The following is a 25,153-nucleotide window of genomic DNA, read 5'->3' as shown; positions in this document are numbered from 1 at the left end:
CGAAAGGGCGGGTGTCGCTAGGGTCGGTCGACCTCGGAGACGAGCCGCGACGACGCGTCGACATCCACTGGCGCGTCACGATGCCGCACGATCACGTTCGCCTCGTGCGCGAGGCGCGCGGCGAGCGTTTCCGCGATGAACACCGAGCGATGCTGGCCGCCCGTGCAGCCGATGGCGACGGTCAGGTAGCTGCGGTTGTCATCGCGGAAGTGCGGCAGCCATTTCATCAGGAACGCATGGATGTCGTCGATCATCTGGTGGACGATCGGCAGTGCGTCGAGAAAGGCGATGACCGGCTGGTCGAGCCCGGTGAGCGGGCGCAACTCGTGGTCGTAATACGGATTCGGCAGCGCGCGAACGTCGAACATCAGGTCGGCGTCGAGCGGCACGCCGCGCTTGAAGCCGAACGACTCGAACATCACCATCAGGTCGTTGTTCTTCTGCTCGATGAAGCGCTTGACCCACGTGCGCAGCACATTCGCGCGCAGCGTGCTCGTATCGATCTGGTGGCCGAACTCGGCGAGCGGCGCGACGAGGTCGCGTTCGCGCTCGATCGCTTCCTCGAGCGACGACAGCAGGCCGACGTCGGCATCGTGCGACAGGGAGCCGGACAGCGGATGGCGGCGGCGCGTTTCGGAGAAGCGCTGGATCAGCGCCTGGGTGCTCGCGTTGAGGAACAGCACGCGGACGTCGTGTTCGCGCGACAGCTCGCGGATCAGGCCGGGCATTTCATCGAGCGATGCGCTCGAGCGCGCGTCGATCGCGACCGCGAGCCGGCGCTGACCGTCCTGGGCGAGGTAGCGGGCGAGTTCGGGGAGCACATGCGGCGGCAGGTTGTCGACGCAGTAATAGCCTGCGTCTTCGAGCGCGTTCAGCGCGACGGACTTGCCTGAGCCGGAGATGCCGGTGATTAGGACGATGCGCATGGGAAGCAGAGAATCCTGACGTTTCATCATAGCACCGGCTCGACGCGTCGGCGGTGCGCGGCCGGCGCGTGCGGGTTACACCAGTTTGCCGGGGAACTGACTGTCGGGATCTTGCATCGCGAGTCGTTGCCGATCCATGAAATCGCGCAACGTGTCGATTCCGCGCAACTGCAGGATCGTGTTCCGGACGGCCGCCTCGACGAGCACCGCGAGGTTGCGGCCGGCCGCGACCTGGATCGTGACCTTGCTGATCGGCAAACCGAGCACGTCGACGGTCTGGCTTTCGAGCGGCAGGCGCTGGAATTCGCCGTCGGGGCGCCGAACGAGCTGGACGATCAGCTTCAGCTTCATTTTCCGCCGCACGGCGGTCTCGCCGAAGATCGTCTTGATGTCGAGCAGGCCGAGGCCGCGCACTTCGAGCAGGTTCTGCAGCAGCGGCGGGCAGCGCCCTTCGACGAAATCGGGGCCAAGACGGACGAAATCGACCGCGTCGTCGGCGACGAGGCCGTGCCCGCGGCTGATCAGCTCGAGGCCGAGTTCGCTTTTGCCGAGGCCCGAATCGCCGGTCAGCAGCACGCCCATCCCGAGGATGTCGAGGAATACGCCGTGCAGCGTCGCGCGCGGCGCGAGGATGCGCGACATGTAGAGCCGCAGGCTGTCGATCACTGCGGCGGCCGACATCGGCGTCGTGAACAGCGGGGTCGACGAGCGCGTGCAGCGCAGCACGAGTTCGGGCGGCGCCGCGGCGCCGCCGGCGACGACGAGGAACGGCGGTTCGAGCGCGATCAGCTCGGCCATGTGGCGCGAGCGGTCTTCGTCGGTCTGGCGCTGGTAGTAGTCGATTTCGGCTTCGCCCAGCACCTGGATCCGGTTCGGGTGGATCAGGTTCAGGTGGCCGACGAGGTCGGCGCTCGACGTCGCGTTGCCGACCGTGTCGGCCGAAAAGCCGCGTTCCCAGCCTTCATGCCCCGTCAGCCAGCTCAGTTTCAGCGTGGCCGCGTTGTCGTCGAAGATGCTCTGGGCGTTGATGCTGGACGTATCCATGACTCTCGTCACTCCAATGGGCCGGTGCATGCGCGCGGCGACGGACGTCGCCATGCCGGGCCGGCGCCGGGCGGCCCTGGACGGCGGCGCATGCCGCCTCGTACGGGAAAGTATTCCGCCCGGATCAACTCAAGGTTGCCACTGAGTGAGCAGGCGATGCAACTCGGCGATATCCGTTTCGTTGTGCAGACGCTCGCGCGCGTCGCGATCGGACAGCAGTTGCGCGATTTCCGACAGGATTTCGAGGTGCTGCTGGGTGGCTTGCTCGGGGACGAGCAGGAAAATCAGGAGGCCGACCGGCTGGCCGTCGGGCGCTTCGAACGGGATCGCGTCGGCGAGCCGGACGAACGCGGCGAGCGGGTGCTTGAGACCCTTGATGCGCCCGTGCGGAATCGCGACGCCTTCGCCGAGCCCGGTCGAGCCGAGGCGCTCGCGCGCGAACAGGTTGTCCGTGACGGTGCTGCGGGCGATGCCGTTCTGATTCTCGAACATCAGCCCGGCTTGTTCGAACACGCGTTTCTTGCTGGTGACTGAGAGGTCGATGACGACGTTCTCTATGGGCAGGATTTTGGCTAGGCGATTCATGTTGGCAGGCGATTGGGCGGCCTGGGGTCTCCTTGCGGCGGCAGACTGATTTTCCATGTTCGGCGATATCAAGGCATTTGGCATCGGCAACCTGCAACGCAGCTACCGCACCCAACGCCCCCCGGCGATAACCGGAACATTATAGAGCACAGCCGCGTGCGTGGCGCAGCATGGACGGACCGGTCGCACCGCTGCGAGGAGTCGCAAAAAAAACGCCCGGCGAACCGGGCGGCGTGCGTGTTGCGGTGACGGTTACTGCGGCGGCAGTTCGATCTGGTCGATCGACGGTTGAAGCTTGATCGGGTCGTGCGCGTGCGTTTGCAGGCGCTCCATGTGCTTGACGACCTGGCGATCCAGCTTGTCGATCAACAGATCGATCGCGGCGTACAGGTTACCGTTTGCGCTTTCGACGAAGATGTCCTTGCCCTTCAGGTGCAGGTTGATTTCTGCGCGCTGCTGCTTGTCCTTTTCCTTGTGGTTGTCGACCGAGAGGATCACAGTGCCATCGATCACCTGATCGCTATGCCGTAGCACCCTGTCCAGCTTGGTGATCACGTATTCGCGAATTGCAGGCGTGACTTCGAGATGATGTCCACTGATCTTCAGGTTCATAGTGCTTCTCCAAGCGAGTGACCACCCGGCCGCATCGAGGCGGCGCTCCGGTCGACTTGCCCGTGCCGCACGAGGCGGTGTATCGCGGACAGGTCGCCCGGCCTGTTCCCCGTGTGCGCGGTGGCCGGAACACGCCTGCCGCCGGGCAGGCAGCAGGCTAAAGAGACTTGCGCAGATTCACTGCCGGGATCTTGAGGGCTTCGCGATATTTGGCAACCGTGCGGCGCGCGACCACGAAACCCTGTTCTGCCAGCAGCTCGGCAATGCGGCTGTCCGAAAGTGGCGATTTTGGGTCTTCAGCTCCTATCAGTTGCTTGATCAGGGCTCGGATGGCGGTCGACGAGGCGGCGCCACCGGTGTCGGTTGAAACGTGTGATCCGAAGAAGTACTTAAATTCAAGCGTCCCGAACGGGGTCAGCATGTACTTGCCTGTTGTCACACGGCTGACAGTCGACTCGTGTAGGCCCAGCGTATCAGCTATTTCCCGCAAAACCAAGGGGCGCATGGCAATTTCACCGTGCGCAAAGAAATTCTTCTGACGCTCGACAATAGCCTGCGCGACGCGCAGGATCGTGTCGAAACGCTGCTGGATGTTCTTGATCAGCCAGCGTGCTTCCTGGAGCTGCTGCTTCAGCGAACCGGCCGATGGATCGCCGCGGCTGTTGCGCAGGATGTTCGCGTAGAGGTTGTTGATCCGCAGGCGCGGCACGACCTCCGGATTGAGCTCCGCGAGCCATCCCTGGCCGGCCTTCTTCACGATGATGTCGGGCACGACGTAGTCGGCCTCGGCCTTGCCGTACGCGGCGCCGGGGAACGGCTCCAGCGAGCGGATCAGCGCGTGCGCGTCGCGCAGCGCGTCGTCGCTCGCCTTCAGGTGCTTGCGCAACCGCGTGAAGTCGCGTGCGGCGAGCAGTTCGAGATGCTGCGACACGATCTCGAGCGCGAGCGTGCGCGTTGGGGACGGATCGAGGCGCAGCAACTGCAGCTTCAGACATTCGGATGCCGAGCGGGCGCCGACCCCGGCCGGGTCGAAGCTGTGCAGCAGCGCGAGCGCCGCGTTCAGTTCGTCGCAGTCGATCTCCAGCTCGGACGGCAGGTCGGCGAGCACTTCGTCGAGCGTGGCGGTCAGGTAGCCGTCGTCGTCGAGCGATTCGATCAGGAACATCACGAGCGCGCGATCGCGCGGGCTGGCCTGCGTGACGCGCAACTGCGCGGACAGGTGGTCGCGCAGCGACGTCGCGGCTTCCTGCACCTGCAGCGGCGGGAGGTCGTCGTCGTCGGACGCGCCGCTCGAGCGGCCGAATTCGTCGAGATTCCATTGCGGGCCGTCGTTGCCGTCGCCGGACGCATAATCGTATTCGTCGGCGCCGGCCGGCTCGTCGCGCTCCGCGCGATCGCCCGACGTGCCGCTGCCGTTCGACACGGCCGGTTCGGTGTTCTGTGCGGGCGGCGTCTGCGCGATCAGCGATCCGTCCGCCGCGACGCGCAGCGGGCTCGCGATCCACTCGTCGTCGTTCTCGAGCAGCGGGTTCTGCGCGACGGCCATCGCGACTTCCTGTTGCAATTCGAGCGTCGACAACTGCAGGAGCCGGATCGACTGCTGTAGCTGGGGCGTCAGCGCCAGATGTTGCGACAGGCGGAGTTGAAGGCTGGCTTTCATGGCAAGGAGGGAGTCATACCGGCAGTGTGCCACGACCCAGGCGCGTTGAGCCATCCGCGATTACGCGCGGCGCGCCGCCCGGCCGCGGGCATGGCCGCGAAGCGGGGCGCGGCCCCGCGCGGCGATGCCGGGCGGGGTGCAGCCAGCCACGAGGAGGAAGTTACATGCGGAAGTGTTCGCCGAGGTACACGCGGCGCACGCTTTCGTTTTCGATGATGTCGCTCGGCGCGCCGGCGGCGAGCACCGAGCCGTCGCTGATGATATAGGCGTGGTCGCAGATGCCGAGCGTTTCGCGGACGTTGTGATCGGTAATCAGCACGCCGATGTTGCGCTGCTTCAGGAACTTGACGATCTTCTGGATCTCGAGCACCGCGATCGGGTCGACGCCGGCGAACGGTTCGTCGAGCAGGATGAAGTTCGGGTTGGTCGCGAGCGCGCGCGCGATTTCGACACGGCGTCGTTCGCCGCCCGACAGCGACAGCGCGGGGTTCTCGCGCAGGTGGCCGATCTGCAGCTCGTCGAGCAGCGCTTCGGTGCGCGACGAGATCGCGTCCTTCGACAGCCGCTTGCCGTCTTCGCCGAATTGCAGCTCGAGCACCGCGCGGATGTTTTCCTCGACGGTCAGCTTGCGGAACACGGACGCTTCCTGCGGCAGGTACGACAGGCCGAGCGACGCGCGCTTGTGGATCGGCAGCAGGCTGATCGAGCTGCCGTTCAGCGAGATCTCGCCCGCGTCGAGCGGCACGAGGCCGACGATCATGTAGAACGACGTGGTCTTGCCGGCGCCGTTCGGGCCGAGCAGCCCGACGACTTCGCCGCTCTTCACGTCGAGCGACACGTCCTTGACGACCGTGCGCGAGCCGTAGCGCTTCTTCAGGTTGCGGATGACGAGCGAGCTCGTGGTGCCGGCCGGCTGGCGGTTCGGTAGCGCGTTCATTGGCCCGGCGCTCCCTGGATCGTGGTCGACGGCGACAGCTTCGCCGGCGCGCCGTTCAGCGGCGCGGGGCCGCCGTTCTTCGGCGACAGCATCGCGCGCACGCGGCCGTTCGGGTTGCCCGGCGCCGCGACGTCCTTGCCGCCCTTCGCGGTGTAGAAGTCGCGCTGGCCGTCGTACGTGATCACGCTGCCGTGCACGGTGTCGGCGATCGTCGACGCGCCCTGCAGGCGGCGTACGGTCGCGGCGGTCGTCAGCGTGGTCAGGTCCTGCTTGCCGTCGTAGTCGATGCGCTCGCCATCGCCGTCGATGTATTCGTCGAGGCCTTCGCGCTTCTGGCGGAACGTCGCGTGCTTCTTGCCGCTGCCGAACGACGTCGCGTACTGATAGCCTTCCGGATCCTGGCGCACTTCGACACGATCGCCCTTGATGATGATCGTGCCCTTCGTGATCACGACGTTGCCGGTTGCGACCGTGACCTGTTTCAGGTCGTCATAGGTCAGGTTGTCGGCCTCGACGTTGATCGGTTTGCCCTGGTCGGCCTTCTCGGCATGGGCGAGCGGCGCCAGCCCGATCAGCGGGAGCGCCACGAGCGTCGCGGAGAGCGCGGCGCGGACGGCGCGCGCAGCGCCGCCGGAATTCTGTCGAGGGAACGGTTCGTTCATGCAGTCACGTGAGGGAAGCGTTACTTGGGTTGACCTTTCGAGCCGCCGGACGTGTCCGCCGCGGCGATCGTGCCGCGCACGTTGCCGTAAAGCTCGATGACCCGGGTGACGTTGTTGTACTTCATGCCGTCGGTCGCGTTGACGAGCGACAGGCCGCGCTGAAGTTTAACCGGCTTTTCGGTCTGGATCACATCGTCATTGACGAAGATCCGGAAATGCTGGGAATCGGCCTGCATCTGCGGATCGCCGCCGCCGGCCGCGCGCAGGATGCGCGCGTTGTCGTACAAATCGACGATCGACACGTCGCCGTTGACGGTGCCGCGCTTCGCGGTGGTCGTCACGACCGGCTTGCCGGGCTGGAATGCGCGCATGGCCGGATCGGTCAGGTCGCTGTTTTCGGTGTCTTCGTAATGGATCAGCTTTGCGGCCGTCAGCCGGTACTGGGTCGTGCCGGACTGGTCGAGTTCGGTGACCGAGAAGTTGTCCGCGAAATAGTCGGGCGTATGGCGCTTCGGCTGCACGGTGCCTTCGCCCGGCGGCGGCAGCGTCGCCTGCAGCAGCCACCAGGTGATGCCCGCGAGCGCGGCGACCGCGGCGAGCGGCAGCAACTGGGTCCAGCGGAAATGCGTGTTCATCCGTCAGGCTCCGCAGGCGGCTGCGAGCAGCGCGTCATAGCGGTGCTGCGCGCGCAGGATCGCGTCGCAGGCTTCGCGCACGGCGCCGTGGCCGCCGCGGGCCTCGGCCACCCAGTGCGCGCGGGCGATCACCTCGGGGTGCGCGTTCGCCGGCGCGGTCGCGAAGCCGCAGCGCAGCATCACCGGCAGGTCGGGCCAGTCGTCGCCCATGTAGCCGCATGCGTCGGCGGTGAGGCCGAGCGATGCGATCAGGTCGGCGAACACGGCGAGCTTGTTCTCGACGCCCTGGAACAGGTGCGTGATCTTCATTTCCTTCGCGCGCGCCGCGACGATTTCCGAGCGGCGGCCCGTGATGATCGCGGTCGCGATGCCGGCTTCGCCGAGCAGCTTCACGCCGTGGCCGTCGAGCGAATTGAACGACTTCATCGCGTCGCCGGCCGCGGTAAACAGCAGGCCGCCGTCGGTCAGTACGCCGTCGACGTCGAAAATCATCAGCTTCACGCGGCTTGCGCGTTCGGCCGCAGTCAGCGCTGCGCTCATCAGATCACCTTCTTCGAAAACAGGTCGTGCATGTTCAGCGCGCCGATCAGCGCGCCGTCGGCATCGACGACCAGCATCTGGTTGATCCGGTGGCGCTCCATCAGTTCCACGGCCTCGACCGCGAGGTGATCCGGCGCAATCGTGCGCGGGTCGCGCGTCATCACATCGGTGATCGGCAGCGTGCGGAAGTCGCCGTCGCGCGCGAGCACGCGGCGCAGGTCGCCGTCCGTGAAGATGCCCGCGACCTTGCCGTCGGCGTCGACCACGGCGGTCATGCCCAGGCGTTTCGCGGTGATCTGGAACAGCGCGTCCGACAGCGTCGCGTCGAGCCCGACGGACGGGACGTCGTCGCCCGAGCGCATCACGTCGCGCACGTAGGTGAGCAAGCGCCGGCCGAGCGCGCCGCCCGGGTGCGAGCGCGCGAAATCTTCCGAACCGAAGCCGCGCGCGTCGAGCACGGCGACGGCGAGCGCATCGCCGAGCGCGAGCGCGGCGGTCGTGCTCGCGGTGGGCGCGAGGTTCAGCGGGCACGCTTCCTTCGAGACCGCGGCGTTCAGGTTCACGTCGGCGAGCGTGCCGAGGCTAGACTCCGCGCGGCCCGTGATCGCGATCAGCTTCGCGCCGATCCGCTTGACGAGCGGCAGGATCGCGACGAGTTCTTCCGATTCGCCGGAATAGGAGATGCCGATGAAGACGTCGTCGGCGGTGACCATCCCGAGGTCGCCGTGGCTGGCCTCGGCAGGGTGGACGAAGAAGGCCGGCGTGCCGGTGCTGGCCAGCGTTGCTGCGATCTTGCGGGCGATATGCCCCGATTTGCCGATACCGGACACCACCACGCGGCCGCGGCAGCCGAGCAGCAGCGCGACGGCCTGGATGAAGTCGCCGTCGAGCTGGTCGCGCAGCGCACGCACGGCGTCCGCCTCGATGTCGAGCACGTCGCGGGCGAGCGCGAGCGCGCGGTTGTCATTGATTTTCGCTATCATGCGCGGAGTATAGCAAAGGCGTTTGTTCGCCGCGCCGGGCCTTCGGACTCGTCCGAAGTCGCCTATCCCACGCTACGCCACCGTGCCCGCTTTGCGGTGGCCCCGACGAACGAGGACGCTTTGCCCGTGATTTCCCCGCTCGAAATGACGCTCATGCTGCTGCTGGCTTCGGTGGTGGGCGTCGTCGTGTTCCGTTCGCTGAACCTCCCGCCGATGCTCGGCTACCTGACCGTCGGCATCCTGGTCGGCCCGCACGCGCTCGGGATCGCGGCGGATCTCGAGCGCGCCGAGCATCTCGCGGAATTCGGCGTGGTGTTCCTGATGTTCTCGATCGGCCTCGAATTCTCGCTCGCGAAACTGAGGTCGATGCAGCGGCTCGTGTTCGGCCTCGGGCTGCTGCAGGTCGTCGCGACGCTGGTGCTCGCGCTCGTGCTCGGCGCGCTGTTCGAGCGCTGGGTGCACATCACGTGGCAGGGCGCCGTCGCGCTCGGCGGCGCGCTCGCGATGTCGTCGACGGCGATCGTGTCGAAGATGCTCGCCGAGCGGCTCGAGATCGAGACCGAGCACGGCCGCAACATCTTCGGCGTGCTGCTGTTCCAGGATCTCGCGGTGGTGCCGCTGCTGATCGTGATCGCCGCGTTCGGCGCCGAATCGTCGAAGGATCTCGCGCTGACGCTCGGTTTCGCGGCCGTCAAGATCGTGATCGCGCTCACGCTGCTGCTGGTCATCGGGCAACGCTTCATGACGCGCTGGCTCAACGTCGTCGCGCGGCGCCGCTCGCAGGAACTGTTCGTGCTGAACCTGCTGCTCGTCACGCTCGGCGCCGCGTTCATCACCGACAAGTTCGGCCTGTCGCTCGCGCTCGGCGCGTTCATCGCGGGGATGCTGATCTCCGAGACGCCGTTCCGCCATCAGGTCGAGGAGGACATCAAGCCGTTCCGCGACGTGCTGCTCGGTCTGTTCTTCGTGACGACCGGGATGCTGCTCGATCCGCGCGTGATCTGGGAGCACCCGTTGCTCGTGCTCGGCTTCTTCGTCGGGCAGATCCTGTTCAAGGGGACGATGATCGCGGGGCTCGCGCGGCTGTTCGGCGCGACGCCGGGCGTCGCGATGCGCACGGGCATCGGCCTCGCGCAGGCCGGCGAATTCGGCTTCGTGCTGCTGAACCTGATCCTCGACCGCCATCTCGTCGATTCGACGCTGCTGCAGGCGATCCTCGCGTCGATGCTGCTGTCGATGCTCGCCGCGCCGTTCCTGATCCAGAACGCGGACCGGATCGTGATGCGGCTGTCGTCGACCGAATGGATGCAGCAGTCGCTGCAGATGACGCGGATCGCGACGCAAAGCCTCAAGCAGCGCGGCCACGTGATCATCTGCGGCTACGGCCGCGCGGGCCAGAACCTGGCGCGCATGCTCGAACAGGAAGGCATTTCGTATGTCGCGCTCGACCTCGACCCGGACCGCGTGAGCGCGGCCGGGGCGGCCGGCGAATCGGTCGTGTTCGGCGACGCGGCGCGCCGCGAGTCGTTGCTCGCGGCCGGTATCCACCGCGCGGCGGCGGTCGCGATCACCTACGCGAACACGCCGTCGGCGCTGCGCGTGCTGCATCACGTGCACGAGCTCGAACCGACGCTGCCGGCGATCGTGCGCACCGTCGACGATGCCGATCTCGAGAAGCTGCTCGCGGCCGGCGCGACCGAGGTGATTCCGGAGATCGTCGAAGGCAGCCTGATGCTCGCGTCGCATACGCTGGTGCTGGTCGGCGTGCCGATGCGCAAGGTCGTGCGGCGCGTCGAGGAGATGCGCGACGAGCGCTACAGCCTGCTGCGCGGCTATTTCCGCGGCGCGGACGACGCGGACGACGACGACCACGAGCAGGTGCGGCTACAATCGGTGCCGGTCGATGCGCGCGCGGACGCGGTCGGGCGCTCGCTGGAGGAGCTCGGGCTGTATGCGCTCGGGCTGGAAGTCACGGCGATCCGCCGGCACGGCATCCGCGGCGTCGAACCCGATCCGCAGACCAAGCTGCGCGCGAGCGACATCGTCGTGCTGCGCGGGCTGCCCGAGGCGCTCGCGCTCGCGGAGGAGCGGCTGTCGCGCCATCGGCGCGATCCGCCGGCCGCGGCCGCGTGAGTCGCGGTTAATAACCTGACCCGTATTTATTCGAAACGGTGCCCGATCTTCGCGCACCGTTTTTTTCGGAGAGTTTCATGCCGCATTCGTCGTCGGGCGCGCCGCTCGATCCGGTCGCCTTCATCCACAGCCAGATCCGCACGGTGCCCGACTGGCCGCAGCCGGGCGTGATGTTCCGCGACATCACGACGCTGCTGCAGAGCCCGAAGGCGCTGCGCATCCTCGTCGACCTGTTCGTCGAACGCTATGTCGATGCGAAGCTCGACTACGTCGCGGGCCTCGACGCGCGCGGCTTCATCATCGCGCCGATCGTCGCGTACGAGCTGAGCGTCGGCTTCGTGCCGATCCGCAAGGTCGGCAAGCTGCCGTACAAGACGCGTTCGGAATCGTACGACCTCGAATACGGCAGCGCGACGGTCGAGATCCACGAGGATGCGTGCCGCCCCGGCGATCGCGTGATCATCATGGACGACCTGATCGCGACCGGCGGCACGATGATGGCGGGGCGCAACCTGCTGCAGCGGCTCGGCGCGGTGGTCGTCGAAGGCGCGGCGATCATCGACCTGCCCGATCTCGGCGGCTCGGCGCTGCTACGCAACGCGGGACTGCCCGTCTATACCGTCACCGAATTCGCAGGCCACTGAACGCCGGCCTGCCTTACTCACGTTACGCCGCGAGGTCACGATGCCCAACTTCATGCTGTTTCTCGCCACGTCGATCGCGATTACGTTCGCGCCGGGTCCCGACAACCTGCAGGTGCTCGCGCGCGGCATTTCGCAGGGCCGCGCGGCCGGCTTCGTCGCCGCGCTCGGCTTCACGGCCGGGATCCTGTTCCATACGACGCTCGCGGCGCTCGGCGTCGCGGCCGTGCTGCGTTCGTCGCCGGTCGCGTTCGAGATCCTGAAGCTCGCGGGCGCCGCGTACCTCGTGTGGATCGGCATCAAGGCGCTGCGCAGCCAGGGCCTCGCGAATGCGCACGCGCGCCCGCCTCAGCCGCTCGGCACGATCTTCCGACAGAGCGTGATCGGCAACCTGATGAACCCGAAGGTCACGCTGTTCTTCGTCGTGTTCCTGCCGCAGTTCGTCGATCCGCACGGCACGCAGAGCGTGACGCTGCAGATGTTCGAACTCGGCGCGCTGTTCATGCTGCAGACGGCCGCGATCTTCTCGCTGTTCGGCGTCGGCGCCGGGATGATCGGCGCATGGCTGAAGCGCCGCCCGAAGGCCGGCGTGTGGCTCGACCGGATCGCCGGCGCGACGTTCATCGCGATCGGCATCCGCGTCGCGCTGAAGGACTGACGGCGATGACGTTTCCGTGCATCGCGGCTGCGCGCCGCTTCGATCCGGCCGCGCACCTGCGTTTCGAGATCGCCGGTCAGGCGGTCGGCTGGGTGCGCCGGCAGGACGTCGCGAAGCTCGAGCGCTGGCCCGACGTGTTCGAATTGACCGGCGAGCGCGTCGTGCTGTCGGCGCGCTACGACTCGGTCGACGCGCGCAGCATGGCGCTGGCGAGCGCGATCGGCGCACTCGCGGCCGAAGGCGCGATTCCCGGCTGGCGCGACGAGATCTACGCGATCCGCAACCGCTTCGACGATCCGCCTCTCGCGTACATCGAGCGCGCCGCGTCGCGGTTCTTCGGGACGCAGACTTATGCGGTGCACCTGAACGGCATCGTAGAATATGCGGTTGCACCGGGCGAGGCGCCCGCCGCGACCGCGCCGCAGATGTGGCTCGGCCGCCGCAGCGCGACCAAGGCAACCGACCCCGGCATGCTCGACAACGTCGTCGCGGGCGGCATCGGCTGGGGCCTGGGCGTTCACGAGACGCTCGCGAAGGAGTGCTGGGAAGAAGCCGGCATTCCGGCCGAACTCGCGGTGCGTGCGATCGCGGGCCGCGCGGTGCAGGTGCTGTGCTCGCTGCCGGAAGGCACGCAGTCCGAACTGATCTTCGTGTACGACCTGCCGCTGCCGCACGACTTCGCGCCGCGCAACCAGGACGGCGAAGTGGCCGAGCACCTGCTGGCCGGCGTGCCCGAGGTGATCGGCTGGCTGCGCGAAGGGCGCGCGACGATGGATGCGAGCCTCGCGACGCTCGACACGCTGCTGCGCCACCGCTGGCTTTCCGCGGCCGACGCGGCGGGCATCGACGCGCTGTTCGCACCGGCCGCGTGACGCGCGCCGCGACGCGCAGTCCGGCGGCGCGAACAGGCAATTTGACGAATACGGAAACAAAGGGAGTCGCGGTCATGTCGACCGATCACAGCTTTATCTTGAAACTGTCGTGCCCCGACCGGCACGGCATCGTCCACGCAGTCTCGGGCTTCCTGTTCGAGCGCGCCAACAACATCCTCGATTCGGCGCAGTTCGGCGACAGCCGTACCGGCGAGTTCTTCATGCGCGTGCACTTCGTGCAGGACGCAGACGGCGCGGATGCGGCGTCTGCGCTCGACATGCTTCGCAACGAATTCGCGCCGCTCGCCGAGCAGTTTGCGATGCGCTGGGAGATGCACGACGCGGCCGTGAAGCCGCGCGTCGTGATCATGGTGTCGAAGATCGGCCACTGCCTGAACGACCTGCTGTTCCGCTATCGCACCGGCCAGCTGCCGATCGAGATCCCGGCGATCGTGTCGAACCACAAGGAGTTCTACCAGCTCGCCGCGAGCTACAACATCCCGTTCCATCACTTCCCGCTGATCGGCGGTTCGTCCGATGCCGCGAAGGCCGCGCAGGAAGCGCGCGTGCTGGAAGTGATCGACGAGCACCGGGCCGATCTCGTCGTGCTCGCGCGCTACATGCAGATCCTGTCGCCGAACATGTGCCAGCAGCTCGCCGGGCGCGCGATCAACATCCATCACTCGTTCCTGCCGAGCTTCAAGGGCGCGAAGCCGTACTACCAGGCGTTCGACCGTGGCGTGAAGCTGATCGGCGCGACCGCGCACTACGTGACGACCGATCTCGACGAAGGCCCGATCATCGAGCAGGAAGTCGAGCGCGTCGACCACAGCATGACGCCCGACCAGTTGACCGCGATCGGCCGCGACGTCGAGTGCGTGACGCTCGCGCGTGCGGTGAAGTGGCACGTCGAGCACCGGATCGTGCTGAACGGGACGAAGACGGTCGTGTTCCGCTGATCGGCCGGCCGCGTTCGCCGGCCTGCCTGCACAAACAAAAACGCCGCGCCCTTCACGGGGCGCGGCGTTTTTTTACGCCTGATGCGCGGGCTTCAGATCAGCCGCAGCAGGTACAGCTCGCGTTTCAGGTACGCATAGAAGATCGGCGCGGCGATTACGCCCGGCAGCCCGAACGCGGCCTCCATCACCAGCATCGCGAGCAGCAGCTCCCACGCGCGCGACTCGATCTGGCCGCCGATGATCTTCGCATTCAGGAAGTATTCGAGCTTGTGGATGATCACGAGGAACGCGAGCGACGCGATCGCGGTACCCATGCTGACCGACAGCGACACGGCGACGATCAGCGTGTTGGAGATCAGGTTGCCGATCACCGGCAGCAGGCCGACGATGAACGTGACGAGCACGAGCGTTTTCGACAGCGGCAGCCGCTCGTGGAACATCGGCAGCGCGACGAGCAGGTAGATGCCCGTGAACGTCGCGTTGATCGCCGAGATCTTGATCTGCGCGAACACGATCCGGCGGAACGCATCGGAGAAGCGCGATACGCGCGTGACGAGCGCGGTCGACAGCGGCCGGCGCACCTTGCCGTGCTCGACGCCGATCGCGATCATCGCGCCGATGATCATCCCGAACAGCACGTGGCCGAAGCCGCGCGCGACGCTCTTGCCGCTCTGCTGGAGCTGATCCATGTGCGAGTGCATCAGCACGGCTGCCTTCGTCTTCATCTGCTCGACGTCGACAGGCAGCAGGTTCGCGATCCAAGCCGGCGTGCGGGCGCGGGTTTGCTCGACGATCTGCATCAGCTGGTCGAGCAGGCTCTGCAGGTTCGGCACCGTGCGCTCGAAATGCTCGATGATGCCGATCGTCAGGCCCGTGAGCGCGCCGACGATCGCGATCGCCAGCAGCACGACGGCGACCCAGCGCGCGCGCATGCTCGTCGTGTGGCGTTCGATCACGGGCGCGATCGTGTGGATCAGCTGGTACACGAGCAGGCCGGCCAGCAGCCCGCCGAGCAGCTTGAGCTCGAGGACGAGCCACATCGTGAGGATCGTGAAGAGATAGCTGCCGATCTCGAGTGCCGACAGCTTCGGCAGGCTGAAGTCGCTCGTCAGCCGCACGCTGCGCAGGTGCGGCTCGCGATTCTGCGCATCGCGCGACGAGTCTTGTTGCTTCTCCATCGTGGATTCCTGTCGTTCGTGTGTCATGCCGCGCAATGAGCGACAGAGCGGTGCCCGCCCGGGGCGCACCGGATTGGTGCGGACGGCGAACCTTACGACCGTAAAGTATAGCCGCCATTATGGTCCGCAATTGGGCCGTTTGGCGCGTGGTGTAAACGCAGAAGGGAAAACGAGGGGGCGGGCGGCGTACCGCCAACGGTCGCGCGCGGCCGGGCGGCCGCGCGCGGGAAGGGGCGCGGAAGCGCGGCGGGCGTCAGCCGGCCGCGACCTTGCGGGTCGAACGCTTGAGCAGCGGCGCGAGGTACTTGCCGGTGAAGCTCGCCTTCGTCTTCGCGACCTGCTCGGGCGTGCCCTGCGCGATGATCTGGCCGCCGCCGGCGCCGCCTTCGGGGCCGAGGTCGATCACCCAGTCGGCCGTCTTGATCACGTCGAGGTTGTGCTCGATGATCACGACCGTGTTGCCCTGGTCGCGCAGCCGGTGGATCACCTCGAGCAGCAGCGCGATGTCGTGGAAGTGCAGGCCGGTGGTCGGCTCGTCGAGGATGTACAGCGTGCGGCCCGTGTCGCGCTTCGACAGCTCCAGCGACAGCTTCACGCGTTGCGCCTCGCCGCCCGACAGCGTCGTGGCCGACTGGCCGAGGCGAATGTAGCCGAGGCCGACGTCGAGCAGCGTCTTCAGCTTGCGCGCGATGACCGGCACTGCGCTGAAGAACTCGTACGCATGCTCGACCGTCATGTCGAGCACTTCGCTGATGTTCTTGCCCTTGTACTGCACTTCGAGCGTTTCGCGGTTGTAGCGCTTGCCGTGGCACACGTCGCACGGCACGTAGACGTCCGGCAGGAAGTGCATCTCGACCTTCAGCACGCCGTCGCCCTGGCACGATTCGCAGCGGCCGCCCTTCACGTTGAACGAGAAGCGGCCCGGATCGTAGCCGCGCTCCTTCGAGGTCGGCACGCCCGAGAACAGCTCGCGGATCGGCGTGAACAGGCCGGTGTACGTGGCCGGGTTCGAGCGCGGCGTGCGGCCGATCGGCGACTGGTCGACGTTGATCACCTTGTCGAAGTGCTCGAGGCCTTCGATCGCCTCGTGCGGCGCCGGCTCGGCCGACGAGCCGTACAGGTGGCGCGCGACCGCGTGATACAGCGTGTCGTTGATCAGCGTCGACTTGCCGGAGCCCGACACGCCGGTGATGCAGGTCAACAGGCCGACCGGCAGTTCGAGATCGACGTGCTTCAGGTTGTTGCCGTGCGCGTCGACGATGCGCAGCATCCGCTCGGCGTCGGGTGCGATTCGCTCGTCCGGATACTCGATCGTGCGCTTGCCGAGCAGGTACTGGCCCGTCAGCGACTGCGGGTTCGACTGCACCTGCTTCGGCGTGCCTTCGGCCACCACCACGCCGCCGTGCTCGCCCGCGCCGGGGCCCATGTCGACGACGTAGTCGGCCGTGCGGATCATGTCCTCGTCGTGCTCGACGACGATCACCGAGTTGCCGAGGTCGCGCAGGTGCTTGAGCGTCCCGATCAGGCGGTCGTTGTCGCGCTGGTGCAAGCCGATCGACGGCTCGTCGAGCACGTACATCACGCCCGTGAGACCCGAACCGATCTGCGACGCGAGCCGGATGCGCTGCGCTTCGCCGCCCGACAGCGTTTCGGCGCTGCGCTCGAGCGACAGGTAGTCGAGGCCGACGTTGTTCAGGAACGTCAGGCGCGCGACGATTTCCTTGATCACCTTGTCGGCGATCTCGCGCTTCGCACCTTCGAGCGTCAGCCCGTCGAAATAGCCGAGCGCGTCGCGCAGCGGCCAGCCGCTGATTTCATAGATGCCGCGCGCGTAGTCGCCCGTGCCGATCCGCACGTGGCGCGCTTCGCGGCGCAGGCGCGTGCCGTCGCACGACGGGCACGGCTGGTTGTTCTGGTACTTCGACAGTTCTTCGCGCACCGCGACCGAATCGGTCTCGCGGTAGCGGCGTTCGAGGTTCGGGATGATCCCTTCGAACACGTGCTCGCGGATCGTCGTGCGGCCGCGCTCGTTGATGTACGAGAACGGGATCGTCTGCTTGCCTGAGCCGAACAGCAGCACTTTCCTGATCTTTTCCGGCAGATCCTCGAATGCGGCGTCGATGTCGAACTCGTAGAACGCCGCGAGGCTCTGCAGCATCTGGAAGTAGAACTGGTTGCGGCGGTCCCAGCCCTTCACGGCGCCCGCGGCGAGCGACAGCGACGGGTGCGCGACGACCCGCTTCGGGTCGAAGAACGTGATCTGGCCGAGGCCGTCGCATTCCGGGCACGCGCCCATCGGATTGTTGAACGAGAACAGGCGCGGCTCGAGCTCCTGCAGCGAGTACGAGCAGATCGGGCACGCGAACTTCGAGCTGAACAGGTGTTCCTTGTCGGTGTCCATTTCCAGCGCGATCGCGCGGCCGTCGGCGAGGCGCAGCGCCGTCTCGAACGATTCGGCGAGGCGCTGCTTCATGTCCGGGCGCACCTTCAGGCGATCGACGACGACGTCGATCGTGTGCTTGTCGTTCTTCTTGAGCTTCGGCAGCGACTCGACCTCATAGATCTTCGCCACGCCCTCGTTCGCGGTGCCGCCGCCCGAGCGCACGCGAAAGCGCACGAAGCCCTGCGCCTGCATCTCCTCGAACAGCTCGGCGTGCTCGCCCTTGCGGTTCGCGACGACGGGCGCGAGGATCATCAGCTTGGTTTCCTCGGGCAGCGCGAGCGCCGCGTCGACCATCTGCGACACGCTCTGCGCCTCGAGCGGGATGTCGTGGTCGGGGCAGTACGGCGTGCCGACCCGTGCGTACAAAAGTCGCAGGTAGTCGTGGATTTCCGTGACCGTGCCGACGGTCGAACGCGGGTTGTGCGATGTCGCCTTCTGCTCGATCGAGATCGCGGGCGACAGGCCCTCGATCAGGTCGACGTCCGGTTTCTCCATCAACTGCAGGAACTGGCGGGCATACGCGGACAGGCTTTCGACGTAGCGGCGCTGGCCCTCGGCATAAAGGGTATCGAACGCGAGCGACGACTTGCCCGACCCTGACAACCCGGTAATCACGATCAGCTTGTGGCGCGGCAGGTCGAGATTGACGTTTTTCAGGTTGTGGGTGCGTGCCCCACGGATGCGGATCTGTTCCATGAACCTGGCGAAAATGGAGGGAACCAAACCTGCTACTATAACGGCTTTTCGAGACCGTCGTTTGGGGTCCCCAGCCTTTGCAGCAGGTGGCAGCAAGACGGCGCCTGCGCCGGGGAAAGCGGTCGCGCCGCGCGGTTCCGGGTGGCCTGCAGGCTGCCGAATCCTGCCCCGACGCGTCGCCCGCCGGGCCTGCCGGGCCGCCGGTCCTGATCTTCCGCCGCCCGCTGCCGGGCGGACATTCCGATCATTCGAAATTCATTCCCGATGTCCAATCCGTCCGCCACGTCTTCCCGCATGACTGCGCCCGAGTTGCGCGCGACCACGTCGCTCGCGGCGATCTTCGCGCTGCGCATGCTCGGCCTGTTCATGATCATGCCGGTGTTCTCGGTCTACGCGAAAACCATCCCGGGCGGCGACAACGTGCTGCTCGTCGGCATCGCGCTCGGGGCCTACGGCGTCACGCAGTCGCTGTTCTACATTTTCTACGGCTGGGCGTCCGACAAGTTCGGCCGCAAGCCGGTGATCGCCGCCGGCCTCGTGATCTTCGCGCTCGGCAGCTTCGTCGCCGCGTTCGCGCACGACATCACGTGGATCATCGTCGGCCGCGTGATCCAGGGGATGGGCGCCGTGTCGTCCGCGGTGCTCGCGTTCATCGCCGACCTGACCTCCGAGCAGAACCGCACGAAGGCGATGGCGATGGTCGGCGGCTCGATCGGCGTGTCGTTCGCGGTCGCGATCGTCGGTGCGCCGATCGTGTTCCACTGGGTCGGGATGAGCGGGCTGTTCACGATCGTCGGCGTGCTGTCGATCCTCGCGATCGGCGTCGTGGTGTGGATCGTGCCCGACGCGGCGAAGCCCGTGCACGTGCCCGCGCCGTTCGCCGAGGTGCTGCACAACGTCGAGCTGCTGCGCCTGAACTTCGGCGTGCTGGTGCTGCATGCGACGCAGACGGCGCTGTTCCTCGTCGTGCCGCGCCTGCTCGTCGACGGCGGGCTGCCGGTCGCCGCGCACTGGAAGGTCTACCTGCCGGTGATGGGGCTCGCATTCGTGATGATGGTCCCGGCGATCATCGTCGCGGAAAAACGGGGCAAGATGAAGCCGGTGCTGCTCGGCGGCATCCTGGCTATCCTGATCGGCCAATTGCTGCTGGGCAGCGCGCCGCATACCATCCTGATTGTGGCGGCGATCCTGTTCGTCTACTTCCTCGGGTTCAACATCCTGGAAGCGTCGCAGCCGTCGCTCGTGTCGAAGCTCGCGCCGGGTTCGCGCAAGGGCGCGGCCACGGGCGTCTACAACACCACGCAGTCGATCGGGCTCGCGCTCGGCGGCATCGCGGGCGGCTGGCTGCTGAAGCACGGGGGCGCGAACACCGTGTTCTACGCGTGTTCTGGGCTCGTTGCCGCGTGGCTTATAATCGCGGCCAGCATGAAAGCGCCGCCGCGCAAGGCCTGAACCTAATTTTCGGGCAGGCACCGGCGGCGTTCGCCGGCTTGCCCGGCGAGCCGCTCCGACGCATGCGCGGGCGGCCCGGCATCGAATTTACTGGAGAAACACATGGCATCCGTCAACAAGGTCATCCTCGTCGGCAATCTCGGCGCCGATCCTGAAGTCCGTTACCTGCCGAGCGGCGACGCGGTTGCGAACATCCGTCTCGCGACGACCGACCGCTACAAGGACAAGGCAAGCGGCGATTTCAAGGAAATGACCGAGTGGCATCGCGTCGCGTTCTTCGGCCGTCTGGCGGAAATCGTCAGCGAATACCTGAAGAAGGGTTCGTCGGTCTATATCGAAGGCCGCATCCGCACGCGCAAGTGGCAAGGCCAGGACGGCCAGGATCGTTACTCGACCGAAATCGTCGCCGACCAGATGCAGATGCTCGGCGGTCGCGGCGGTGTGGGCGGTGGTGGCGGCGGCGGTGACGAAGGCGGTTACGGCGGCGGCTACGGTGGTGGTGGTGGTGGTGGTGGCGGCCGCGGCGAGCAGGCGGAACGCGGCGGTGGCGGCGGCGGTCGTGCCGGCGGCGCGGCGCGTGGCGGTGCTGGCGGCGGCGCGCAGAGCCGTCCGAGCGCACCGGCAGGCGGCGGCTTCGACGAGATGGACGACGATATTCCGTTCTGACGGCCAAGTCGGCATCCCGCATCACGATGGGCCCGAATGTCCGAGTCAAGCCGGTTGCTTGGCCCGGGTCTTCGGGCCTTGCTTCGTTTACGTCCCTGTCCCTCGCACTGCAGACGAACCGTGGCTGACGCACTCCCCGACCTCATCGCTGCGCATCTCGACGTGCTGTTCTGCGGGATCAACCCCGGCATGACCGCCGCGGCGACGGGGCATCACTTCGCGGGGAGAAGCAACCGCTTCTGGCGCGTGATTCATCTCGCGGGTTTCACGCCAACGGAAATTCCGCCGCAGGACGATCGCGCAATACTCCGGTACGGCTGCGGCCTGACGGCGGTGGTGAAGCGGCCGACCGCGAGTGCCGATCAGCTTTCGCGCGCGGAATTCATCGCTGCGGCGTCGGAGTTCGAGCAGAAGGTAGCGCGTTATGGGCCGCGTTTTGTCGCCTTTCTCGGCAAGGCGGCGTATTCGGCGCTTGCGGGGCAACGCGAAGTCGCGTGGGGATTGCAGCCGGCGCGCATGCAGCGCGCGAGCGTCTGGGTGCTGCCCAATCCGAGCGGGAGAAATCTTGCGTTCGGCCTCGACGATCTGGTCGACGCGTACCGTCAGCTTTATCTGCAGACGAGGACCGCTTCCGGTCGTCAACCGGAGGGGCAGCCGGATGCGACGCAGTAAGACGGCATCCCCATGGCCGGGCACCGTGTTGTCGCGGGCGTTCTTCGATCGCATCGCCACCGACGTTGCACCGCAACTGCTCAACAAGATCCTCGCGGCAGCCGACGGCCGCGCCGGCCGCATCGTCGAAGTGGAGGCCTATGCCGGCGCGATCGACCCGGCGGCGCATACCTATCGCGGCAAGACACTGCGTAACGCGACGATGTTCGGGCCGCCCGGGCACCTGTACGTCTATTTCACGTACGGCATGCATTGGTGCTGCAATTGCGTGTGCGGCCCGGACGGCACGGGAACGGGCGTGCTGATCCGTGCGCTGGAACCGCTGCACGGGCTCGACCAGATGCGTGCGGCACGGCCGCGGCTGACGCGCGATCGCGATCTGTGCCGGGGGCCGGCGCGGCTGACCCAGGCAATGGGGATCGGCGGCGCCCAGGATGGCGTCGATCTGGTCGGCGCGCGCGAAGGATTCGCGATCGTGGACGACGGCATGGCGCCGCCCACGGATCTGGCGGGCGGGCCGCGCATCGGCATTCGCGTCGGCAAGGATCTTCCGTGGCGATGGAGCGTGCCCGGCAATCGCCATGTATCGGGGGCGCTGCCGCGCCTGATGCGTGCCGCGCACAATCGCGCGTAAATCGATCTGCGTCACGCAGCCGCCATTATTGACCGGCTAAGCTGGTCCTTTCGACGTTTCGATCGAGGGGGACACAATGCGGCGGGTCGTATTCAACCAGAAGGGCGGCGTGGGCAAATCGACGATCGTCTGCAACCTGGCGGCGATCAGCGCGAGCGAAGGGCTGCGCACGCTCGTCATCGACCTCGATGCGCAGGCGAACTCCACGCGCTACCTGCTCGGCGACGCCGCAGCCGACGCGCAACCGGGCGTCGCCGGTTTCTTTGAAACCGCGCTGACTTTCAACTTCCGTCCGGTCGACGTCGCGTCGTTCATCCATCCGACCCCGTTCGAAGGGCTCGACGTGATGCCCGCGCATCCGGACCTCGACACGCTGCACGGCAAGCTCGAATCGCGCTACAAGATCTACAAGCTGCGCGATGCGCTGAACGAGCTCGACACCTACGACGCCGTGTACATCGACACGCCGCCCGCGCTGAATTTCTACACGCGCTCGGCGCTGATCGCGGTCGAGCGCTGCCTGATCCCGTTCGACTGCGACGATTTCTCGCGCCGCGCGCTGTACACGCTGCTCGAGAACGTGAAGGAAATCCAGCAGGACCACAACGCGGCGCTTGAGGTCGAAGGGATCGTCATCAACCAGTTCCAGCCGCGCGCGAGCCTGCCGCAACGGCTGGTCGACGAGCTTGTCGACGAAGGGCTGCCGGTGCTCGCATCGAAGCTGTCGGCGTCGGTGAAGATCCGCGAGTCGCATCAGCAGTCCAAGCCCGTGATCCATCTCGAACCCGGGCACAAGCTCGCGCAGGAATTCCTCGCACTGCATCGCGAACTGGCCGGCTGATCGCCCGCACGCCGGAACCGACCGTGGCCGCATCATGCGGCCGCTTCGGTATTTTCATTGCGACCCGCAATTCATCCGATCATTGATTCCGGCATTAATAATCCTGGAAACGATTTCATAATCAATCCAGAAAAAACGATTACATAAGCGACCGCTACATTTTCAATGGTCGCCGGTTTTCTAATAAACGGAATAATGAATTGGTAAATGTTGCGCAACGTCACGGTGCGTTATGCTGTAAAAAGGTAAAAAGACATTGCGGGACAGAGTGCTGCGGTATCTTTTTCTGCGATGTCGACGCGTCGCAGGCTCCAGCGGCCGTTCGAAGATATATAAGGGTTTACACCTATCATTAATGCCATTTAATTGACAATTAATCGATCTAGAATGGCCTCCTTCAACTTCCCGTACTTAAATAAGTGACGGGTTGTCAATAAGGCGGCCGGCTGTCGATCTGGCTTCCATTTTTCTTTACGTCGTCTCTCGCATTGCCAACAGGAGCGTGCCCGATGTCCGTATTTGCCCCCGAAAAACTTACCGCCGATTATCAATCCGGAATCGCCGCGTGGTTTGCGATCGCCCGTCCGGCGATCCAAGGTTTCGAGGCTGTCGTCGAACTCAACCTGCAAGCGGCCCGGACGGCGCTCGAGGAATACGAAGACAAGCTGAAGAACGCCTTCAACAGCAGCAATCCGGCCGCGGGTTTCGCGCAACAGGTCGCCGCACCGCAGGAAGCGGCCGGCAAGGCCGTGTCGTACGGCCGCCATCTGTTCGACATCGCGGTGTCGACGCAATCCGAATGGGCGAAGGTTGCGCAGGCGCAATACGAACAGAACGACAAGCGCCTGAAGGACGCGCTCGGCGAACTGTCGAAGCATGCGCCGGCCGGCTCGGCATCGGTGGTGGCCGCACTGAATTCGGCGCTGTCCGCGGCGACGGCCGCGGCCGACTCCGTGCGCGCAGCGACGGGTCAGGCGATCGAAGCCGCCCAGAGCGGTTTCGATGCGGTCAGCGAAACGGCCACGCGTGGCGCCAAGCAGACGGCTGCCGCACGCAAGGACGCAGCGGCTGCGCGCGAATCGGCCGCGTAACGATGTGAGCGTGTCGCGCGCAGGTGCGACACGATTGATCGGCGCCGGATGGCGCCGTACACCGCGTGTGCCGCGCGGTGCACGGCGACCCTCCGGTTTGCCGCAAGGCGTCGGTGCATGTGCGGGCCGTGCCGGTGTGCCGCCGGTGCGACCGGGCGCTGCTCGCGGCGCGTCGGCGTGCGACCGTTGTCGCGCCGGATGGCCCGACGTGCGCCATCGCCAGTTGCAGCCGGCGCGTGCCGGCGTCAGAACGACGAACTGATTTCGATGCAGGAACTGAACATGACGGATGTAGTGATCGTATCGGCCGCGCGGACCGCGGTCGGCAAATTCGGCGGCTCGCTTGCGAAGATTGCGGCGCCGGAGCTGGGCGCGACGGTGATCCGCGCGGTGCTGGAGCGTGCAGGCGTGAAGCCCGAGCAGGTCAGCGAAGTGATCATGGGCCAGGTGCTGACGGCCGGCTCGGGGCAGAACCCGGCGCGGCAGTCGCTGATCAAGGCCGGGCTGCCGGCGGCAGTGCCGGGGATGACGATCAACAAGGTGTGCGGCTCGGGCCTGAAGGCCGTGATGCTGGCGGCGAATGCGATCGTCGCGGGCGACGCGGAGATCGTGATCGCGGGCGGCCAGGAGAACATGAGCGCGTCGCCGCACGTGCTGCCGGGCTCGCGCGACGGGTTCCGGATGGGCGACGCGAAGCTGGTCGACACGATGATCGTCGACGGCCTGTGGGACGTGTACAACCAGTACCACATGGGCATCACGGCGGAGAACGTCGCGAAGGAATACGGGATCACGCGCGAAGAGCAGGACGCGTTCGCGGCGCTGTCGCAGAACAAGGCGGAAGCCGCGCAGAAGGCCGGGCGCTTCGACGACGAGATCGTGCCGGTGTCGATTCCGCAACGCAAGGGCGAGCCGCTGCAGTTCGCGACCGATGAATTCGTGCGTCACGGCGTGACGGCGGAATCGCTGGCGGGGCTGAAGCCGGCGTTCTCGAAGGACGGTTCGGTGACGGCGGCGAACGCGTCGGGTCTGAACGACGGCGCGGCGGCGGTGCTGGTGATGTCGGCGCAGAAGGCGGCGGCGCTCGGCCTGACGCCGCTCGCGCGGATCAAGGCGTACGCGAACGCGGGCGTGGATCCGAGCGTGATGGGGATGGGCCCGGTGCCGGCCTCGCGCCGGTGCCTGGAGCGCGCGGGCTGGACGCCGGGCGACCTGGACCTGATGGAAATCAACGAGGCATTCGCGGCGCAGGCGCTGGCGGTGCACAAGCAGATGGGCTGGGACACGTCGAAGGTGAACGTGAACGGCGGCGCGATCGCGATCGGTCACCCGATCGGTGCGTCGGGTTGCCGGATCCTGGTGACGCTGCTGCACGAGATGGCCAAGCGCGATGCAAAGCGCGGGCTGGCGTCGCTGTGTATCGGCGGCGGGATGGGTGTCGCGCTTGCGGTCGAGCGCGTCTGAGCAGGGTCTGACGACATCACGCGGATGCGGCGCCGGCTAGCGCAGCATCCGCGCGAAGTGGCTTTCGCGCACGACAAGCAGCCAACAACAAGCGCGAAGTTCCGGTGCGTGCCGCACCCGCGACGCGGGTTTTGCGCATCGAAGCGGTGGGGCGGCAGCATGTGCGACG

At 66.5% G+C, this 25,153-nt stretch carries 24 protein-coding genes; 12 read left to right on the top strand and 12 right to left on the bottom strand.

The window, feature by feature from the left end; genetic code table 11:
- Positions 1-17: 17 nt before the first annotated feature.
- The 10 genes from rapZ to kdsD form a co-directional block, all read right to left on the bottom strand.
- On the bottom strand, positions 18-926 hold the full coding sequence (gene rapZ, locus R9B84_RS14575) for an RNase adapter RapZ (protein ID WP_096471807.1): 909 nt from the start codon (positions 924-926) through the stop codon (positions 18-20).
- 75 nt (positions 927-1,001) lie between these two features.
- On the bottom strand, positions 1,002-1,970 hold the full coding sequence (hprK, locus tag R9B84_RS14570) for an HPr(Ser) kinase/phosphatase (RefSeq protein ID WP_006483133.1): 969 nt from the start codon (positions 1,968-1,970) through the stop codon (positions 1,002-1,004).
- A 129-nt stretch (positions 1,971-2,099) separates the two neighbouring features.
- Positions 2,100-2,612: a PTS sugar transporter subunit IIA gene (locus tag R9B84_RS14565; RefSeq protein ID WP_034195643.1), complete on the bottom strand. Its 513-nt coding sequence runs from the start codon at positions 2,610-2,612 to the stop codon at positions 2,100-2,102.
- Between the two features lie 195 nt (positions 2,613-2,807).
- The gene (gene hpf, locus R9B84_RS14560; RefSeq protein WP_006477786.1) at positions 2,808-3,167 is read right to left on the bottom strand and encodes a ribosome hibernation-promoting factor, HPF/YfiA family; all 360 of its coding nucleotides are present in this window, start codon (positions 3,165-3,167) and stop codon (positions 2,808-2,810) included.
- Positions 3,168-3,324: 157 nt separating this feature from the next.
- Positions 3,325-4,827, bottom strand: a complete 1,503-nt coding sequence (locus tag R9B84_RS14555) for an RNA polymerase factor sigma-54 (protein ID WP_423758465.1) — start codon at positions 4,825-4,827, stop codon at positions 3,325-3,327.
- A 160-nt stretch (positions 4,828-4,987) separates the two neighbouring features.
- Positions 4,988-5,764: an LPS export ABC transporter ATP-binding protein gene (gene lptB / locus R9B84_RS14550; RefSeq protein WP_423758464.1), complete on the bottom strand. Its 777-nt coding sequence runs from the start codon at positions 5,762-5,764 to the stop codon at positions 4,988-4,990.
- The gene (gene lptA / locus R9B84_RS14545; protein ID WP_423758463.1) at positions 5,761-6,426 is read right to left on the bottom strand and encodes a lipopolysaccharide transport periplasmic protein LptA; all 666 of its coding nucleotides are present in this window, start codon (positions 6,424-6,426) and stop codon (positions 5,761-5,763) included. The genes lptB and lptA overlap by 4 nt, the downstream gene beginning before the upstream one ends.
- 20 nt (positions 6,427-6,446) lie before the next feature.
- Positions 6,447-7,061, bottom strand: a complete 615-nt coding sequence (gene lptC / locus R9B84_RS14540) for an LPS export ABC transporter periplasmic protein LptC (RefSeq protein WP_321786763.1) — start codon at positions 7,059-7,061, stop codon at positions 6,447-6,449.
- Positions 7,062-7,064: 3 nt separating this feature from the next.
- Positions 7,065-7,601: a KdsC family phosphatase gene (locus R9B84_RS14535; RefSeq protein ID WP_047899045.1), complete on the bottom strand. Its 537-nt coding sequence runs from the start codon at positions 7,599-7,601 to the stop codon at positions 7,065-7,067.
- On the bottom strand, positions 7,601-8,584 hold the full coding sequence (kdsD, locus tag R9B84_RS14530; RefSeq protein ID WP_423758462.1) for an arabinose 5-phosphate isomerase KdsD: 984 nt from the start codon (positions 8,582-8,584) through the stop codon (positions 7,601-7,603). Before kdsD ends, R9B84_RS14535 begins: the two co-directional genes overlap by 1 nt.
- A 126-nt stretch (positions 8,585-8,710) precedes the next feature.
- Here kdsD and R9B84_RS14525 point away from each other — a divergent pair, with 126 nt between their 5' ends.
- From R9B84_RS14525 to purU, 5 genes are all read left to right on the top strand, one after another.
- Entirely contained in the window at positions 8,711-10,717 is a 2,007-nt protein-coding gene (locus tag R9B84_RS14525) for a monovalent cation:proton antiporter family protein (protein ID WP_047901071.1), read from the top strand.
- Between the two features lie 77 nt (positions 10,718-10,794).
- On the top strand, positions 10,795-11,361 hold the full coding sequence (locus R9B84_RS14520) for an adenine phosphoribosyltransferase (protein ID WP_040141994.1): 567 nt from the start codon (positions 10,795-10,797) through the stop codon (positions 11,359-11,361).
- Positions 11,362-11,401: 40 nt separating this feature from the next.
- A complete protein-coding gene (locus R9B84_RS14515; protein WP_047899043.1) occupies positions 11,402-12,016 on the top strand; it encodes a LysE family translocator in 615 nt (204 codons plus the stop codon).
- Positions 12,017-12,021: 5 nt separating this feature from the next.
- Positions 12,022-12,888 (top strand): DUF4743 domain-containing protein, encoded by an 867-nt coding sequence (locus R9B84_RS14510; protein ID WP_423758461.1) that lies wholly within the window; start codon positions 12,022-12,024, stop codon positions 12,886-12,888.
- Positions 12,889-12,962: 74 nt separating this feature from the next.
- Positions 12,963-13,847 (top strand): formyltetrahydrofolate deformylase, encoded by an 885-nt coding sequence (purU, locus tag R9B84_RS14505; protein ID WP_423758460.1) that lies wholly within the window; start codon positions 12,963-12,965, stop codon positions 13,845-13,847.
- 92 nt (positions 13,848-13,939) lie between these two features.
- Here the strand turns inward: purU and R9B84_RS14500 are convergent, their stop codons facing one another.
- A complete protein-coding gene (locus R9B84_RS14500; RefSeq protein ID WP_423758459.1) occupies positions 13,940-15,025 on the bottom strand; it encodes an AI-2E family transporter in 1,086 nt (361 codons plus the stop codon).
- Between the two features lie 253 nt (positions 15,026-15,278).
- Positions 15,279-18,164, bottom strand: a complete 2,886-nt coding sequence (gene uvrA, locus R9B84_RS14495) for an excinuclease ABC subunit UvrA (protein WP_423758458.1) — start codon at positions 18,162-18,164, stop codon at positions 15,279-15,281.
- Positions 18,165-18,428: 264 nt separating this feature from the next.
- Here uvrA and R9B84_RS14490 point away from each other — a divergent pair, with 264 nt between their 5' ends.
- The 7 genes from R9B84_RS14490 (at position 18,429) to R9B84_RS14460 (ending at position 24,984) form a co-directional block, all read left to right on the top strand.
- Positions 18,429-19,616: an MFS transporter gene (locus tag R9B84_RS14490; protein WP_034179048.1), complete on the top strand. Its 1,188-nt coding sequence runs from the start codon at positions 18,429-18,431 to the stop codon at positions 19,614-19,616.
- 102 nt (positions 19,617-19,718) lie between these two features.
- A complete protein-coding gene (locus tag R9B84_RS14485) occupies positions 19,719-20,282 on the top strand; it encodes a single-stranded DNA-binding protein (RefSeq protein ID WP_423758457.1) in 564 nt (187 codons plus the stop codon).
- Between the two features lie 120 nt (positions 20,283-20,402).
- Complete coding sequence (gene mug / locus R9B84_RS14480; protein WP_423760006.1) at positions 20,403-20,954, top strand: G/U mismatch-specific DNA glycosylase; 552 nt, start codon at positions 20,403-20,405, stop codon at positions 20,952-20,954.
- A complete protein-coding gene (locus R9B84_RS14475; protein ID WP_423758456.1) occupies positions 20,941-21,588 on the top strand; it encodes a DNA-3-methyladenine glycosylase in 648 nt (215 codons plus the stop codon). Before mug ends, R9B84_RS14475 begins: the two co-directional genes overlap by 14 nt.
- 76 nt (positions 21,589-21,664) lie before the next feature.
- Positions 21,665-22,429, top strand: coding sequence for a ParA family protein (locus R9B84_RS14470; protein ID WP_047899036.1), 765 nt, complete (start codon positions 21,665-21,667; stop codon positions 22,427-22,429).
- A 509-nt stretch (positions 22,430-22,938) separates the two neighbouring features.
- Positions 22,939-23,520 (top strand): TIGR01841 family phasin, encoded by a 582-nt coding sequence (gene phaP / locus R9B84_RS14465; RefSeq protein ID WP_423758455.1) that lies wholly within the window; start codon positions 22,939-22,941, stop codon positions 23,518-23,520.
- Positions 23,521-23,802: 282 nt separating this feature from the next.
- Positions 23,803-24,984, top strand: a complete 1,182-nt coding sequence (locus R9B84_RS14460) for an acetyl-CoA C-acetyltransferase (RefSeq protein ID WP_047901068.1) — start codon at positions 23,803-23,805, stop codon at positions 24,982-24,984.
- Positions 24,985-25,153: the final 169 nt, after the last annotated feature.

Origin of the sequence: Burkholderia sp. NLJ2 (genome assembly GCF_049487195.1) — a bacterium.
In the GTDB taxonomy this organism is placed as follows: domain Bacteria; phylum Pseudomonadota; class Gammaproteobacteria; order Burkholderiales; family Burkholderiaceae; genus Burkholderia; species Burkholderia pyrrocinia.
This window is presented reverse-complemented; position numbering and strand designations above follow the sequence as displayed.

Bases quoted from the DNA above. Each gene is read 5' to 3' on its own strand.
- rapZ (WP_096471807.1), bottom strand. From the start codon at position 926: ATGCGCATCGTCCTAATCACCGGCATCTCCGGCTCAGGCAAGTCCGTC.
- hprK (WP_006483133.1), bottom strand. From the start codon at position 1,970: ATGGATACGTCCAGCATCAACGCCCAGAGCATCTTCGACGACAACGCG.
- R9B84_RS14565 (WP_034195643.1), bottom strand. From the start codon at position 2,612: ATGGAAAATCAGTCTGCCGCCGCAAGGAGACCCCAGGCCGCCCAATCG.
- hpf (WP_006477786.1), bottom strand. From the start codon at position 3,167: ATGAACCTGAAGATCAGTGGACATCATCTCGAAGTCACGCCTGCAATT.
- R9B84_RS14555 (WP_423758465.1), bottom strand. From the start codon at position 4,827: ATGAAAGCCAGCCTTCAACTCCGCCTGTCGCAACATCTGGCGCTGACG.
- lptB (WP_423758464.1), bottom strand. From the start codon at position 5,764: ATGAACGCGCTACCGAACCGCCAGCCGGCCGGCACCACGAGCTCGCTC.
- lptA (WP_423758463.1), bottom strand. From the start codon at position 6,426: ATGAACGAACCGTTCCCTCGACAGAATTCCGGCGGCGCTGCGCGCGCC.
- lptC (WP_321786763.1), bottom strand. From the start codon at position 7,061: ATGAACACGCATTTCCGCTGGACCCAGTTGCTGCCGCTCGCCGCGGTC.
- R9B84_RS14535 (WP_047899045.1), bottom strand. From the start codon at position 7,601: ATGAGCGCAGCGCTGACTGCGGCCGAACGCGCAAGCCGCGTGAAGCTG.
- kdsD (WP_423758462.1), bottom strand. From the start codon at position 8,584: ATGATAGCGAAAATCAATGACAACCGCGCGCTCGCGCTCGCCCGCGAC.
- R9B84_RS14520 (WP_040141994.1), top strand. From the start codon at position 10,795: ATGCCGCATTCGTCGTCGGGCGCGCCGCTCGATCCGGTCGCCTTCATC.
- R9B84_RS14515 (WP_047899043.1), top strand. From the start codon at position 11,402: ATGCCCAACTTCATGCTGTTTCTCGCCACGTCGATCGCGATTACGTTC.
- R9B84_RS14510 (WP_423758461.1), top strand. From the start codon at position 12,022: ATGACGTTTCCGTGCATCGCGGCTGCGCGCCGCTTCGATCCGGCCGCG.
- purU (WP_423758460.1), top strand. From the start codon at position 12,963: ATGTCGACCGATCACAGCTTTATCTTGAAACTGTCGTGCCCCGACCGG.
- R9B84_RS14500 (WP_423758459.1), bottom strand. From the start codon at position 15,025: ATGGAGAAGCAACAAGACTCGTCGCGCGATGCGCAGAATCGCGAGCCG.
- uvrA (WP_423758458.1), bottom strand. From the start codon at position 18,164: ATGGAACAGATCCGCATCCGTGGGGCACGCACCCACAACCTGAAAAAC.
- R9B84_RS14490 (WP_034179048.1), top strand. From the start codon at position 18,429: ATGTCCAATCCGTCCGCCACGTCTTCCCGCATGACTGCGCCCGAGTTG.
- R9B84_RS14485 (WP_423758457.1), top strand. From the start codon at position 19,719: ATGGCATCCGTCAACAAGGTCATCCTCGTCGGCAATCTCGGCGCCGAT.
- R9B84_RS14475 (WP_423758456.1), top strand. From the start codon at position 20,941: ATGCGACGCAGTAAGACGGCATCCCCATGGCCGGGCACCGTGTTGTCG.
- R9B84_RS14470 (WP_047899036.1), top strand. From the start codon at position 21,665: ATGCGGCGGGTCGTATTCAACCAGAAGGGCGGCGTGGGCAAATCGACG.
- phaP (WP_423758455.1), top strand. From the start codon at position 22,939: ATGTCCGTATTTGCCCCCGAAAAACTTACCGCCGATTATCAATCCGGA.
- R9B84_RS14460 (WP_047901068.1), top strand. From the start codon at position 23,803: ATGACGGATGTAGTGATCGTATCGGCCGCGCGGACCGCGGTCGGCAAA.